The sequence below is a fragment of the Streptomyces sp. SP17BM10 genome, assembly GCF_036322405.1.
GTDB lineage: Bacteria > Actinomycetota > Actinomycetes > Streptomycetales > Streptomycetaceae > Kitasatospora.
The window spans coordinates 1-12,334 of the sequence record NZ_JAQYXB010000529.1; the positions used below are offsets into that span (position 1 = coordinate 1).

Sequence of the window (12,334 nt, forward strand, 5' to 3'; positions counted from 1 at the left end):
CACCGACCTCGCCATGCTCTACCGCCGCCCCGACGGCTCCATCGACTACTACACCGCGCTGGCGGACACGAGCGGGCACATCGGCGCGTTCAAGTCCTCCCCCAAGTCCACCCCCGCCAGCGGCAACTGGGACTGGAACGCCGTCCAGCTCTTCTCCAACAACGGCTGACCCGCCGCTTCCCCGCCCCGCCGGGCCCGGCGGCCGTCCACGGCCGCGCGGCCCGGCGGGGCGCCGACTGTCCCGGCCCCGTCGCCACTTGCCACTCGCTGCTCGCTGCGATCGCCGTTCGTCCCGATCCCGTCTCCGAAGGGGGAACCCTCCCATGTCCCTCAGCACTTCGTCCCGCTCGCGCCGGGCGGGCGTGCTCGCGGTGGCCGCGGCCGCCGGTGCGCTGAACGCCTTCGCCTCCGCCCCGGCCGGGGCCGTCGTCGGCGACGTGGCGGCCGACGACGCCCACGCCTACACCGCCAGGCTCGCCATCGGCGACAACCAGCGCGCCTGCACCGGCGCGCTGGTGGACCCGTCCTGAGTGATCACCGCGGCGAGCTGCTTCTCCGACGACCCCGCCCAGCCGCAGGCACTGCAGGCCGGCGCACCGAAGTGGAAGACCACCGCCACCATCGGCGGCAAGGGCCCTGGACGTCCTCGGGCTCGCGCCGCGCGCCGACCGCGACCTCGTCCTGGCCCGCCTCGCCGCCTCCGTGCAGGGCGTCGCCCCGCTCGCCGTGGCGTCGGCCGCACCGGCCGCGGGCGGGAAGCTGCGCGTGGCCGGCTACGGCCGTACCAAGGACGCATGGGTGCCCGCCGCCGGTGCACACCGGCGTGTTCAGCCTGGACAGCGTGAACGCGACCGCCGTCGCCGTCACCGGCCAGAGCGGGTCGGTCATCTGCAAGGGCGACACCGGCGCCCCCGCCATCGGCGAAACGGACGGCAAGGCCGAACTCGCCGCCGTCGCCTCCCGATCCTGGCAGGGCGGCTGCCTGGGCACCCCCGCCACCGAAACCCGCACCGGCGCCACCGGCACCCGCGTCGACGACCTCGGCGCCTGGATCCAGCAGGTGCGCGCGAGCGCCACCGCGCCGACCGCAAACGCGGTCCACGACCCGGGCCATGCGCGACTGGAGCCCCTGGGCGGCCATCTACGACCGGAAGTTCGCCGGCTCCCCCAGCGCCCTCCGTGGACCTCTTCGCCGCCACCACCGGCGCCGTCAACCACACCGCCCACAAGCCCGGCATGCCCGGCTGGGCGCCCCTTGGACACCCTGACCGGCACCACCATGCCCACCGGCTGACGGCCGGACACCGCAGGACCCGACCCGCGCGCGGCGCCGGCCACCACCACGGTGGCCGGCGCCGCGCCGTGTTCACGGGTCGCGACGGACCGCGCGTCAGGACACCGGGGCCGGTGCCGGGGCGGCGGCGAGGAGGGCGTCGAGCAGGCCGGGGAAGCGGGTGTCGAGGTCGGTGCGGCGCAGGCTCACGAAGCGGTTGCGGCCGGCGACGCGGGTGGTGGTGACGCCCGCCTCGCGCAGGACGCGCATGTGGTGGGAGACGGTCGACTTGTGGAGGTGGTCCAGGCCCAGGCCGCGCGGGTCGCAGGAGTGCTCGGCGCCGTCGGCGTAGCTCAGGAGCAGGCGCATGCGCACGGGGTCGCCGAGGGCGGCCAGGACCGTGACGAGGTCGAGGTCGGCGGTGGCGGGCTGGGGCAGCCGCTCGTCTTCGGTCATGGCGCTCGGGTCCTCGCAGGGGTCACGGACGGCGGTGGGCGGTCGCAGGCGGTCGGGCACCGGGACGCCGGGGCGCCGGGGCGTTGGTTTGACAATCATCCACCAATCCCTAGTGTTTGACGAGCGTCAAACTGTTGCGCGATCGTCCAACAATCGGGGGGTTCCCTTCCCATGCCCGTACGCCTGCTCCTGCTCGCCCTCGGCACCTTCGCCGTGGGCACCGACTCGATGGTCGTGGCCGGCATCCTCGGCCCGGTCGCCGCCGACCTGGGGGTGTCCGTGCCGGCCGCCGGCCAGCTGGTCACCGTCTTCGCGCTCGGCTACGCGCTGCTGGCGCCGGTGCTGGCGGCGCTGACCGCCCGCTGGCCGCGCCGGCGCCTGCTGCTGACCGCGCTCGCGGTGTTCACCGCCGCCAACGCGCTCAGCGCCCTCGCGCCCACCTTCGCCGCACTGCTGGCCACCCGGGTGCTGGCGGCGGCCGGGGCGGCGCTGTACACGCCGGCCGCCAACGCGGTGGCCACCGCACTGGTGGCCCCCGAGCGGCGCGGGCGGGCGCTGGCCACCGTGCTGGGCGGGATGACGGTGGCCACCGCACTCGGGGTGCCGGTGGGCACCTGGGTGGGGCGCGGCGACTGGCGGCTGACGATGTGGCTGGTCACGGCGCTGGGCCTGGCGGCGCTGGCCGGGCTGGCGCTGCTGCTGCGCGCCCTGCCCGCGCCGGTCGCGGCCGCGGGCCTCGCGGCGCGCCTGGCACCGCTGGGGCGCCCCCGGGTGCTGGGGGCGGCGGCCACCACGCTGGCCTTCTTCCTCGCCTTCCAGAGCGTCTACATCTACCTGGCGACCGCGGTCGCCGGGGCGACCGGGGGCGACGCGGGCCGGCTGAGCACCGTGCTGGCGGTCACCGGGGCGGCGTCGGTGGCGGGCAGCTGGCTGGGCGGGCGCCTGGTGGACCGCGTGGGGGTGCGCCGGGTGCTGCTGACCGGTTCGCTGGTGGCGGCCGGCGCGTTCGCCGCGCTGCCGTGGCTGGGGCGCAGCATGGCGGGGGCGCTGGTGTACGCGGTGGTGACGCCGCTGGCGGGGTGGGCGGTGTCGGTGGCGCTGCCGCACCGGCTGGCGTCCCTGGATCCGGGCAGCGCGCCGCTGCTGATCTCGCTGAACTCCAGTGCGCTGTACCTGGGGACGGCGGCGGGCGGGGTGGCGGGCAGCTGGGCGATCGCCGTACTGGGCGCGCGGTTGTTCCCACTGGCGGCGGCGGTGCTGGCGCTGGTGGCGGCGGGGATGGCGGCGGCGACCACGCGGACGCAGCACATCGTGGGGACACCGGCGGGGGCGGAGCGCACCGCGGTGGCCGCGGGGACAGCGGCGGGGGCAGGGGTCGATCAGGTCCCCGCCCCGGTGCGGCGGTGAGGGGTCAGGCGCGGGCGGAGTCGAGGTCGCGGTCGGGCTCGGCGCCCTTGAGGAGCAGGGTGGTCTCCTCGATGCGGGCGAAGCGCCTGCAAGGGCCGAACTCGCCGGACACGTAGACCTCCATGCCGAACCTCGCTGCCGTCGGTCTTGACGACATGGACGGCGTGGCGGTCGGCGGGGCGCCCGTCGGCGTGAAACTCCTCGTGGACATCGATGGAACCGCAGGCGACGACGGCGCGAAGGTGGCCGATGTGCTCGGCGAAGCCGGCGCGGTCTGCCCAGGTGCCGTCGGTGCGCTGGCGGTCGTCGGCGGCGAAGTGCCGCTCGATGGCGTCCTCCAGGGGCGGGGAGGGGTGAAGAGCAGGTCGTTGATGGCGGCGGTGATGGTGGCGTGAGTGGCGGCGGGGGTGGCGGGGATGGCGGGGATGGCGGCCGTGATGGTGGCGGGGGTGGTGGTCACGGAGTGCCTCCTCGGGGCATGGGAGTGGTGCGGTCCGGGGCGGCCGGAACCGAGCTGCGTGCGCGGCGCCCGCTTTCTGGAGACTCTGCTCGGGATGCGTGCGCCGCGCACGCTACGATCGGGGGGTGAACCACAGCCCCGACGCATCCCCGTCCCCCGCCTCGCCCTCCCCCGTCCCCTCAAAGGCCCCCTCGCTCGGCGACACCGTCGCCGAGGCCCTCGCCGTCCTGCTGCGCCGCCCCGCCCGCACCACCCTCTACCGGCGCCTGACCGCGGGCCTGGACGAGGCCGTGGACGAGGTCACCTACCCCGTCCTCAGCGGCCTGGCCCGCTTCGGGCCGTGCAGCGCCGCCGACCTGGCCGCCGAGATCGGCCTCGACCGCTCCGGCGTCTCGCGCCGCGCCACCCGCCTGGAGGACGCCGGCCTGCTGCGCCGCGAGGCCGACCCCCGCGACCAGCGCGCCACCCTGCTCGCGCTCACGACGGCCGGCGAGGAGGCGGTGGAGGTGATGCGCCGGCGCCTGGCCGGCGGCATCGAGGAGGCGCTCGCCTCCTGGCCGCCCGGCGAGGCGGAGGTCTTCGCCCGGGGCCTGGCCCGTTTCGCCGAGCAGGGGCCCTTCGCCGCCCCGTAGCCCCCGGGTCCCGGCCCCGCCCCGGCCGCGGACATGCACGTGCCCCGCCCCGGGAGTCCGGGACGGGGCACGGGACCCGGGCCGGGCGCGTCAGGCGCCGAGGACCTCGCCGACCAGCGCGCGGGCCTCCTCCTGCACCCGGGCCAGGTGCTCGGGGCCGTGGAAGGATTCGGCGTAGATCTTGTACACGTCCTCCGTGCCCGAGGGGCGGGCGGCGAACCAGGCGTTGTCCGTGCACACCTTGAGGCCGCCGATGGCGGCGCCGTTGCCCGGGGCCTTGGCCAGCACCGCGGTCACCTTCTCGCCGGCCAGCTCGCCCGCGGTGACCTGCTCCGGCGCGAGGCGGGCCAGGCGGGCCTTCTGCTCGCGGTCGGCCGGGGCGTCCACGCGGGCGTAGGCGGGGGCGCCGTGGCGCGCGGTCAGCTCGCGGTAGTAGGCGCTGGGGGTGGCGCCGGTGACGGCGGTGATCTCGGAGGCCAGCAGCGCCAGCAGGATGCCGTCCTTGTCCGTGGTCCACACCCCGCCGTCGCGGCGCAGGAACGAGGCGCCGGCCGACTCCTCGCCGCCGAAGGCGATCGAGCCCTCCAGCAGGCCGTCGACGAACCACTTGAAGCCGACCGGAACCTCGACCAGCTCGCGCCCCAGGTCGGCGGCGACGCGGTCCAGCATCGAGGAGGAGACCAGCGTCTTGCCGACCGCGGCGTCCAGCGGCCAGTCGCCGCGGTGGCGGTAGAGGTAGTCCACCGCCACCGCCAGGTAGTGGTTGGGGTTCATCAGGCCGCCGTCGGGGGTGACGATGCCGTGCCGGTCGGCGTCCGCGTCGTTGCCGGTGGCGATCCGGTACTCCGAGCGGCGCCTGATCAGGGAGGCCATCGCGGACGGGGAGGAGCAGTCCATGCGGATCCTGCCGTCCCAGTCCAGCGTCATGAACCGCCAGGTCGGGTCGACCTCGGGGTTGACGACGGTGAGGTCCAGGCGGTGGGCCTCGGCGATGCGCCCCCAGTAGGCCACCGACGCCCCGCCCAGCGGGTCCGCGCCGATGTGCAGGCCCGCTGCGCGCACCGCGTCCAGGTCCAGCACCCGCGGCAGGTCCTCGACGTAGGCGCCCAGGTAGTCGTAGCGGCCGGTGGTGGCCGCGGCCAGCGCCCGCGCGTAGGGCACCTTGCGCACCCCGCGCAGGCCCTCGCGGATCAGCTCGTTGGCGCGGTCCTGGATCCAGCCGGTCGCCTCCGAGCCGGCCGGGCCCCCGCTGGGCGGGTTGTACTTGAAGCCGCCGTCGCGCGGCGGGTTGTGCGAGGGCGTCACCACGATGCCGTCCGCCAGCGCGCGCGGACTGCGCCGGTTGTGGGCCAGGATCGCGTGCGAGACCGCCGGCGTCGGCGTGTAGCCGTCGGCCGAATCCAGCAGCACCTGCACGCCGTTGGCCGCCAGCACCTCCACGGCCGTCACCTTCGCCGGCTCCGACAGCGCGTGGGTGTCCGCGCCCAGGAACAGCGGCCCCGCCAAACCCTGCAGCGCCCGGTACTCGCAGATCGCCTGCGTGGTCGCCGCGATGTGGTCCTCGTTGAACGCCGCGTCCAGGGACGAGCCCCGGTGCCCCGACGTCCCGAACGCCACCCGCTGACCCGCCTCCTGCGGGTCGGGGTGCAGCGCGTAGTAGGCCGTCACCAGCCGCGCCACGTCCACCAGATCACCCGGCTCGGCCTGTCGGCCGGCCCGTGCGTGTGCCATCCGTCTCTCTCCCGCCACAGTCCTGCGCGTCCTTGCCCCGTGCGACCGATCGTAACCAGAACGCGACCGTGCCCCGTACCGGCCGACCGGGACGGGGCACACTACACGCCCCGGGGAACACCCCGGGGCCACGACAGCCGGAACCGGACGAATCCGGACGATCTTTCACCGGGAGCGGAACCGGCGGACGGACGCGGCGGACGGACGGCCTGCGGCGGAGGTCAGGCGGGCAGCTGCTGGCGGTAGGCGTCCAGGGCGGGGGCGGTGACGGTGGCCAGGAACTCGGTGACGCGGTAGGCGCACACGCCCTCGCGCACGAACGGGTCGGTGGCCACCAGCGCCTCGATCGCGGCCCGGTCCTCGCCCGCCGCCAGGATCACGCCGCCGTCGCGCGGCACCTTGCGCCCGGAGGCCAGGAACGTGCCGTCGGCGTAGTGGCCGTTCAGCCACTCGACGTGCTGCGGCAGCAGGGCGTCGATGCGCTCCAGCGGGGCGGTGTACGAGAGCTCCAGAACGAACATGCACCCAGGCTAGCCCCGCCCCGCCGGCCACGACCGGCCGGGGCGGGGGTTCCGAGGTGGGCGAGGGCGGATTCGAACCGCCACAGCCGAAGCGGGGGCTTTACAGGCCCTTGGGCTCGCCAGTGCCCAGCTCGCCCTCGGAGAAGGAAACGGAACCTCAACTGCGGTGCCCGGCACACGCGAAGAGCCGAGGAGAGGCAGAAAGGAACGCGGGGAAACAAGCGCCGAAGCGGCGCGGGCCGGCGGCGGCTTCAGCGCGCGGCGGGACGGATCGCGCGATAGCGCGGGGAACCCGGATAGGTGCGGTGCATCGCCAAGTCCCCCTTCATTGCCTCGCCGTGCGCGGTCGATCGCGTCGTCGGGGATCACTCTGCCGCGTCCGCGCGGGAGGGGCAACCGGTTTTCCGCGGGCCCGTCCGGGGTGTGTGCGAGTCCAATCCTGCCAGGTCAGCGGGTGGTTGCGGTAGGACGCAGAGCACCCGGGTTTCGCCTTGTGCGGTCCCGCGCCGCACCGCAGACTCGTCGGCATCCACCTCTGCGGCCCCGTGCCGGCCCCCGCCTTCGGGAGCCGGGGCGCGCTTCGCGCTGCGCCGGGGCGGAGTGGGGTGGGGCAAGAGCGATACGAAGGGGGCTTCATGACGATGGACCGGGATCTGGTGCTCAGGGCGCGGATGCGGCTGCTGAGCCACGACCGGCAGATCCTGCACGCGCCCGATGGACTGGCCGTCTACCGGCTGCTGTTCGCGGTGAGCCCGCAGGTGTACGCCTCACGGCTGGCCTACGTCCTGGAGGAGTCGAGCCGCTCGGCGCAGGTCGCGCACCTGCCCGGTCGGCGGCGGGCGCTGCTCGAGGAGGCGCTGGCGGCGCTGGCCCTCGTCCCGGCGCACCACCCGCACCGGGCGAAGGTCCTGGAGCGGGTGACCGGCGCACTGCGCAGGCTGGAACCGGAGACGGGACCGGATGCGGGACCGGGGCCGGAGGCGGGGCGGTAGGTGCGGCGAAGGGGCATCGACGCGGCCTGATCCCCCGGGGGCCGTCCAGTGGGCGGGCGGCCCCCAAGGGGGCGGTCAGGAGATTTCCATCTGGGCCATCATGCCCATCGCGGAGTGGTCGAGCAGGTGACGGTGGTAGGGGTAGCGGCCGCGGTAGGAGTCGAAAACGGCCTGCAGGCGCACGCTTTCGCCGGGCAGCAGGCGCACGGTGTCCTTGAGGCCGGACTCCTCGGGGCCGGGCGGCCGCCCGATGCGGTCGAGGACGCGGAACTGCACGAGGTGCAGGTGGAAGTTGTGCGGCACGTCCTTGTTGGCATTGGTGACCGTCCACGCCTCGGAGGTGCCGTGGGTGATGCGCGCGTCGACGCGCTCCGGGTCGTAGGTCCTGCCGTCGATCATGGCGCGGGGTTCGGCGCGCCCGTCCTCGTCGACCCTGAGGACGACGGTGCGGGTGCGGTCGGGTTCGGGCAGGGCGGGCACGGTGCGCAGGCGGGCGGGCACGGAGCTGGGGTCGTGGGCGGCGCGGGTGACGTCGAAGCGCAGGACCTGGCCGACGTGTTCGGGCGGGCCGGGGGGCATGGCGTTGGTGAGGGTGACGCCGGTGCCCACGCGGTAGCGGGAGAAGTCGATGACGACGTCGGCGCGCTCGCCCGGCGAGAGGTCGACGGTGTCGGTGACGTGGGGGCGTTCCAGCAGGCCCCCGTCGGAGCCGATCTGGGTGATCGGGCCGCCGTCCTAGAGTCTGAGGGAGAAGAAGCGCAGGTTGGAGGAGTTGAGCAGGCGCAGGCGGTACTTGCGCGCGGCGACCTCCACGCGCGGCCAGGGGCGGCCGTTGGCGAGGATGGTGGTGCGGTTGTACGGGTCGTCCATGCGGTAGACGAGGCCGCCGTCCGCATCGAAGCGGGCGTCGCGCAGGGCGATGGGCAGGTCGTAGCGGCCCGCGGGCAGGGGCAGGGCCGCTTCGGTGGCGTCAGTGAGCAGGTAGAAGCCGGCCAGGCCGCGGTAGACGTGTTCGGACTCGGCGTGGTGGGCGTGGTCGTGGAACCAGAGGTTCGCGTGGCTCTGGTCGTTGGGATAGGTGTAGTCGACGGATTCGGCCGCCCGCTGGCATTCGTTCTCACCGGCGGAAACACCAACGACTGCACGCAGTTCACCACCCTGATGGACGCCATCCGAGTGCCCCGCATCGGCCCGGGTCGGCCTCGCATCCGCCCCGACCACGTCCTCGGGGACAAGGGCTACAGCTCAAAGGCGATCCGCGCGTGGCTGCGGCGCCACCGCATCACCCACACCATTCCCGAGCGCCGCGACCAGGTCGCCAACCGACAGCGGCGGGGCCGCCAAGGTGGCCGCCCGCCCGCCTTCGACAAGCAGCTCTACAAGCAACGCAACGTCGTCGAACGGTGCTTCAACCGCCTGAAGCAGTGGCGCGGCCTCGCCACCAGGTATGACAAGACGGCCAAGTCCTACCAAGCCGCCGTCACCCTCGCCGCACTCCTCATGTGGGCATGACCCCTTTGACGACAGGTCCTAGGCGCGGGCACCGACATACTGCGAAGGTGAACGGTTCTGGTGATGCCCGGCGAGAGCGTGACACTGCCTCAGGACGGCACCCCGGCGAACCGCACGAGGCGGGTGGCCTGGGCGGCCGGCTGAACTGGCTGCGCGCCTGAGTCCTGGGAGCCAACGACGGGGTGGTGTCGACCGCCGGACTCGTCGTGGGCGTGGCGGGCGCGAAGGCGACCTCCACGGAGCTGTTGACGGCCGGGCTGGCCGGCCTGCTGGCCGGGTCCCTGTCGATGGCCACCGGTGAATACGTGTCCGTCAGCACGCAACGCGATTCCGAACGGGCGGCACTCGCGCTGGAGCGCCGCGAACTGGCCGCGACGCCCGAGGCGGAGCTCGACGAACTCACCGGCCTCTACGTCGCCAAGGGACTGACGCCGCAACTGGCACGCCAGGTCGCCGTCGAGCTCACGGCGCACGACCCGCTGGCCGCGCACGCCGAAGCCGAACTGGGCATCGACCCGGAGGAACTCGCCAACCCCTGGCACGCCGCCTGGGCCAGCTTCGCGGCTTTCACCGTCGGCGCGGTGCTGCCGCTGCTGGCCATCGTGCTGCCCCCGGCCGACCTGCGGGTTCTCGTGACCGTCGTCGCGGTCCTGGCCGCGCTCGCCCTGTGCGGCTGGGTCTCCGCGCGCCTGGGAAACGCGCCCGTCCGGCCGGCCGTCGTGCGCAACGTCGCCGGCGGCGCGCTGGCCATGGCGATCACCTGGTGATCGGCGCCGGTGGTGCGGACGCCCACACCCTCGCCCACGAGCTGACGCACGTCGTCCAGCAACGGGAGGGCCCGGTCGCCGGAACCGACAACGGCGCCGGGCTCCGGAGCCCTGTCCGGCTCCGCCGCCGTGCCGGTGGTGCAGCGGTGGTCGCAGATGGACAGCCGGGGGGCGACCATGCACGGCGACGATCCCCGGTACACCGGCGACGGCAACCGGTCCGGGACGGTCACGGTCACCGGCCTGCACGGTACGCCGCTGGAGGACGGCCACAACCAGCCCAAGGCGGCCGGCGACCCGATCGGCTGGGCCGCATTGGTCAACCAGGGCCTGCAGTTGGGCGGGAGGATGCCGGCGAACGCGCACGACAACGCCGTGCGGATGCACCTGTGGAACGGCCGGCTCGGCGGGCCGGGGGACAACCCGCTCAACCTCGCGCCAGGGCCCGCCCAGGTCAACTCGGAGATGTCCGCGCGGGCGGAGACCCCGGTCAAGGACCTGGTGGCGTCCGGCTACACCGTCGACCTGACCACCCAGGTCGGCTACCAGCGCGGGCCCGGGAACCCGCTCGACCTCGCCACCGTCGTCCCCGACAGGATCGCCATGCGGTGGATCGGGCGGTTCGCCGGCCAGGCCGACCAGAACGGCAGCTGGACGGCCCAGATCCCGCTGCCGGTCGCCGCGCTCACCCCGCTTGATCAGCAGGCCTACCGGCAGCTGCCGGACACGCCCCAGCAGGCCCAGGTGCTGGTGGCGGACCTGCAGAACCGGACCGACCAGTACCGCGGCGAAGTGCTGGCGGTCGTCGGTCTCGGTCTCAAGCGGGCGGTCATGGAGGCCCATCCGGACCTGTACGCCATTCAGACGCCGCAGGACAAGGCGACGTTCCTGACCGCACTGCCGCACGCCGACCGGATGGCCTTCCTGAGCCGCGTGCTGGGGGCCGACGCCCGCCTCTGGCTCAGGCACTGCCTGCTGCCGCTGGTCGACGCCCAGGAGCCGCAGGCGGCCCAGGACGCCTTCCTCTTCCTCGGCAATCCGCCGGACCTGCAGCGAGACGTGATCATGGTCTGTCCGCCGGAGGTCCGGCACCGTCTCCTGGCCGGACTCGGCGCTCCCGCGATGCAACTGGTGCCCGCGTGGCCGCTGCTGTTCTCCTACTACCCGGCGGACCGTCAGGCCGCGTTGTGCACCGACATGCACCGGGCGGGACTCCTCGACGGGTTCCTCGGCCTGCTCGCCAAGTCGGCGCCGCTGCAGCAGGTCCCCGGCCGCTACCAGGTGCTCCACGCCTGGGCAACGGCGGTGCACCCGGTGAACCCCGTGGAGTTCATCAACGGCCGGCCGAACCTCCAGGAGGGCTACAAGAGGGAGTTCGGCGACGGGTTCGCAGAACACGCGCGCTCGGCCAACTACCGGAAGAACCGGCCGAACCGCCGGGAAGCCAGCACACTGGACTGAAACCATCCCACCGAGGCAGGTGACGGACCTCATGTACCGAGACCTGGTCGAGTCGCGGATCCGCGAGCTGGACGGCACGGCGGGATTCGCCCTCACCCGCATCGAGATCGCCGGCCCGGCGCCGCGCGGCGTCCTCGACACGGCGCTGCGCAGCGCCGGCGGGCGCCTCCCGGCGGGCGCCGCGGAGTTCTACGGGGAGCTCAACGGCTTCACGCTGCAGTGGACCTACACGCCACCGGGCGACGCCGACGGCATCGGCGGCATCGGCGACGAGGGATCCATCAACCTGCTCCCCGTCGAGCGGTCCAGGACACGGTCCACTTCCACTACGTCGGCGAATCGCTCTCCCGGCTCCCGCTCTCGTTCCCCGACTACCTCACCCAGGCGCTGAACACCGCCGGGTACCTCGGCTGGCAGGGCGCCCTGGCCCCCGGACGGGGCGCGCCGACCCCCGTCGCCGACCGCATGCGCGAGATCGTCCCGGGATTCGTCGACCGGCTCTACACCGCGCGGTGAGGAGCGTGCTCCCCACCCGTCCCTCGACGACAACGGGCTGACGGACCGTCATCGACCGTCGGCCGTGGCCGGGGCACGATGCCGGGATGACCGACCAGCGCTGCGACCACGGACTCATAGTCGGCCAGTGCGGACACTGCAAGCCGGTGCCGCACGGGCTCACCGCCGACGTCTGGACCACCCGCGGCGGCTCCGTCTTCCACCGGACCGTCGCCTGCGAAGCCCTCGCCGACGGCCAGGCCCGCGCCGCACGCTTCGGCCGGGACGTTCACCAGCCCACCCGTACCTCACTCGCCGACGCCATGGCCCAGGGCCGCGGTGCCTGCATCCCCTGCTTCCCCGCCTACCGGCCGTCCCGCACCGCCAAACCCTGCCTGGTCCGCGAGGACGGCCGGTGGCTGCCCGGCCTGCTCACCGAGTGGCGGCGGGGCAGGGACGGCCGGTGGAGCGGCGTGGTCTCGTACACCGCCGACGGCGACCAGGTCAGCGCCCTCAAGGACCAGGACGACCTGCGCCCCGCCCCTTGAACCGCCCGCCACCACTACCTCGCCCCTCGTGCAGGTGCAGAGCCGAGGACTGTCCCGCTACGGCGGACGGACCGGGCAC

Annotated in this window: 14 protein-coding genes, 1 tRNA gene and 2 pseudogenes; 11 read left to right on the plus strand and 6 right to left on the minus strand. The window is 74.2% G+C overall.

All coding sequences use genetic code 11. The annotated features are described in order from the left end of the window. Positions 1-323: 323 nt before the first annotated feature. Together PUR71_RS10995 and PUR71_RS11000 are read left to right on the plus strand one after the other, a co-directional pair. Complete coding sequence (locus PUR71_RS10995; RefSeq protein ID WP_329926555.1) at positions 324-530, plus strand: hypothetical protein; 207 nt, start codon at positions 324-326, stop codon at positions 528-530. Positions 531-841: 311 nt separating this feature from the next. Beyond that, the gene (locus PUR71_RS11000; RefSeq protein WP_329926557.1) at positions 842-1,294 is read left to right on the plus strand and encodes a hypothetical protein; all 453 of its coding nucleotides are present in this window, start codon (positions 842-844) and stop codon (positions 1,292-1,294) included. Positions 1,295-1,390: 96 nt separating this feature from the next. Here the strand turns inward: PUR71_RS11000 and PUR71_RS11005 are convergent, their stop codons facing one another. Continuing rightward, entirely contained in the window at positions 1,391-1,729 is a 339-nt protein-coding gene (locus tag PUR71_RS11005) for an ArsR/SmtB family transcription factor (RefSeq protein ID WP_329926558.1), read from the minus strand. Positions 1,730-1,900: 171 nt separating this feature from the next. Between PUR71_RS11005 and PUR71_RS11010 the strand changes: the two genes are divergently transcribed. From PUR71_RS11010 to PUR71_RS11020, 3 genes are all read left to right on the plus strand, one after another. Then, positions 1,901-3,136: an MFS transporter gene (locus PUR71_RS11010; RefSeq protein ID WP_329926560.1), complete on the plus strand. Its 1,236-nt coding sequence runs from the start codon at positions 1,901-1,903 to the stop codon at positions 3,134-3,136. 122 nt (positions 3,137-3,258) lie between these two features. Then, positions 3,259-3,531: a hypothetical protein gene (locus PUR71_RS11015; RefSeq protein WP_329926562.1), complete on the plus strand. Its 273-nt coding sequence runs from the start codon at positions 3,259-3,261 to the stop codon at positions 3,529-3,531. A 292-nt stretch (positions 3,532-3,823) separates the two neighbouring features. Next, complete coding sequence (locus tag PUR71_RS11020; protein ID WP_329926717.1) at positions 3,824-4,228, plus strand: MarR family winged helix-turn-helix transcriptional regulator; 405 nt, start codon at positions 3,824-3,826, stop codon at positions 4,226-4,228. Positions 4,229-4,318: 90 nt separating this feature from the next. Here the strand turns inward: PUR71_RS11020 and pgm are convergent, their stop codons facing one another. The 3 genes from pgm to PUR71_RS11035 form a co-directional block, all read right to left on the minus strand. Next, positions 4,319-5,959 (minus strand): phosphoglucomutase (alpha-D-glucose-1,6-bisphosphate-dependent), encoded by a 1,641-nt coding sequence (gene pgm, locus PUR71_RS11025; RefSeq protein WP_329926564.1) that lies wholly within the window; start codon positions 5,957-5,959, stop codon positions 4,319-4,321. A gap of 221 nt (positions 5,960-6,180) precedes the next feature. Beyond that, positions 6,181-6,480 (minus strand): YciI family protein, encoded by a 300-nt coding sequence (locus PUR71_RS11030; RefSeq protein WP_329926566.1) that lies wholly within the window; start codon positions 6,478-6,480, stop codon positions 6,181-6,183. Between the two features lie 57 nt (positions 6,481-6,537). Then, positions 6,538-6,617 (minus strand) — tRNA-Tyr (locus PUR71_RS11035). A 498-nt stretch (positions 6,618-7,115) separates the two neighbouring features. Between PUR71_RS11035 and PUR71_RS11040 the strand changes: the two genes are divergently transcribed. After that, on the plus strand, positions 7,116-7,472 hold the full coding sequence (locus PUR71_RS11040) for a hypothetical protein (RefSeq protein ID WP_329926568.1): 357 nt from the start codon (positions 7,116-7,118) through the stop codon (positions 7,470-7,472). A 75-nt stretch (positions 7,473-7,547) separates the two neighbouring features. Here PUR71_RS11040 and PUR71_RS41250 read toward each other — a convergent pair whose 3' ends face one another. Together PUR71_RS41250 and PUR71_RS41255 are read right to left on the minus strand one after the other, a co-directional pair. Further along, on the minus strand, positions 7,548-8,081 hold the full coding sequence (locus PUR71_RS41250; protein WP_443077419.1) for a multicopper oxidase domain-containing protein: 534 nt from the start codon (positions 8,079-8,081) through the stop codon (positions 7,548-7,550). Between the two features lie 126 nt (positions 8,082-8,207). Next, complete coding sequence (locus PUR71_RS41255; protein WP_443077421.1) at positions 8,208-8,621, minus strand: multicopper oxidase domain-containing protein; 414 nt, start codon at positions 8,619-8,621, stop codon at positions 8,208-8,210. Between PUR71_RS41255 and PUR71_RS11050 the strand changes: the two are divergent. The 5 genes and pseudogenes from PUR71_RS11050 to PUR71_RS11075 form a co-directional block, all read left to right on the plus strand. Continuing rightward, positions 8,559-8,984 (plus strand): annotated as a pseudogene (locus PUR71_RS11050) (IS5 family transposase); the annotation flags it as partial. The gene PUR71_RS41255 and the pseudogene PUR71_RS11050 sit on opposite strands and share 63 nt — an antisense overlap. Continuing rightward, positions 8,981-9,751, plus strand: a pseudogene (locus PUR71_RS11055) (VIT1/CCC1 transporter family protein). The pseudogenes PUR71_RS11050 and PUR71_RS11055, both read left to right, overlap by 4 nt. A gap of 156 nt (positions 9,752-9,907) precedes the next feature. Continuing rightward, the gene (locus PUR71_RS11065; RefSeq protein WP_329926570.1) at positions 9,908-11,212 is read left to right on the plus strand and encodes a hypothetical protein; all 1,305 of its coding nucleotides are present in this window, start codon (positions 9,908-9,910) and stop codon (positions 11,210-11,212) included. A gap of 31 nt (positions 11,213-11,243) precedes the next feature. Further along, the gene (locus tag PUR71_RS11070) at positions 11,244-11,603 is read left to right on the plus strand and encodes a hypothetical protein (protein ID WP_329926572.1); all 360 of its coding nucleotides are present in this window, start codon (positions 11,244-11,246) and stop codon (positions 11,601-11,603) included. A gap of 211 nt (positions 11,604-11,814) precedes the next feature. Then, positions 11,815-12,255, plus strand: a complete 441-nt coding sequence (locus tag PUR71_RS11075; protein ID WP_329926573.1) for a hypothetical protein — start codon at positions 11,815-11,817, stop codon at positions 12,253-12,255. The last annotated feature ends 79 nt before the right edge of the window (positions 12,256-12,334 follow it).

Excerpts from the sequence above, each read along its gene's own strand:
- pgm (WP_329926564.1), bottom strand. The coding sequence starts at position 5,959 with ATGGCACACGCACGGGCCGGCCGACAGGCCGAGCCGGGTGATCTGGTG.
- PUR71_RS11010 (WP_329926560.1), top strand. The coding sequence starts at position 1,901 with ATGCCCGTACGCCTGCTCCTGCTCGCCCTCGGCACCTTCGCCGTGGGC.
- PUR71_RS11065 (WP_329926570.1), top strand. The coding sequence starts at position 9,908 with ATGGACAGCCGGGGGGCGACCATGCACGGCGACGATCCCCGGTACACC.
- PUR71_RS11030 (WP_329926566.1), bottom strand. The coding sequence starts at position 6,480 with ATGTTCGTTCTGGAGCTCTCGTACACCGCCCCGCTGGAGCGCATCGAC.
- PUR71_RS10995 (WP_329926555.1), top strand. The coding sequence starts at position 324 with ATGTCCCTCAGCACTTCGTCCCGCTCGCGCCGGGCGGGCGTGCTCGCG.
- PUR71_RS11040 (WP_329926568.1), top strand. The coding sequence starts at position 7,116 with ATGACGATGGACCGGGATCTGGTGCTCAGGGCGCGGATGCGGCTGCTG.
- PUR71_RS11005 (WP_329926558.1), bottom strand. The coding sequence starts at position 1,729 with ATGACCGAAGACGAGCGGCTGCCCCAGCCCGCCACCGCCGACCTCGAC.
- PUR71_RS11075 (WP_329926573.1), top strand. The coding sequence starts at position 11,815 with ATGACCGACCAGCGCTGCGACCACGGACTCATAGTCGGCCAGTGCGGA.
- PUR71_RS11070 (WP_329926572.1), top strand. The coding sequence starts at position 11,244 with ATGTACCGAGACCTGGTCGAGTCGCGGATCCGCGAGCTGGACGGCACG.
- PUR71_RS11015 (WP_329926562.1), top strand. The coding sequence starts at position 3,259 with ATGCCGAACCTCGCTGCCGTCGGTCTTGACGACATGGACGGCGTGGCG.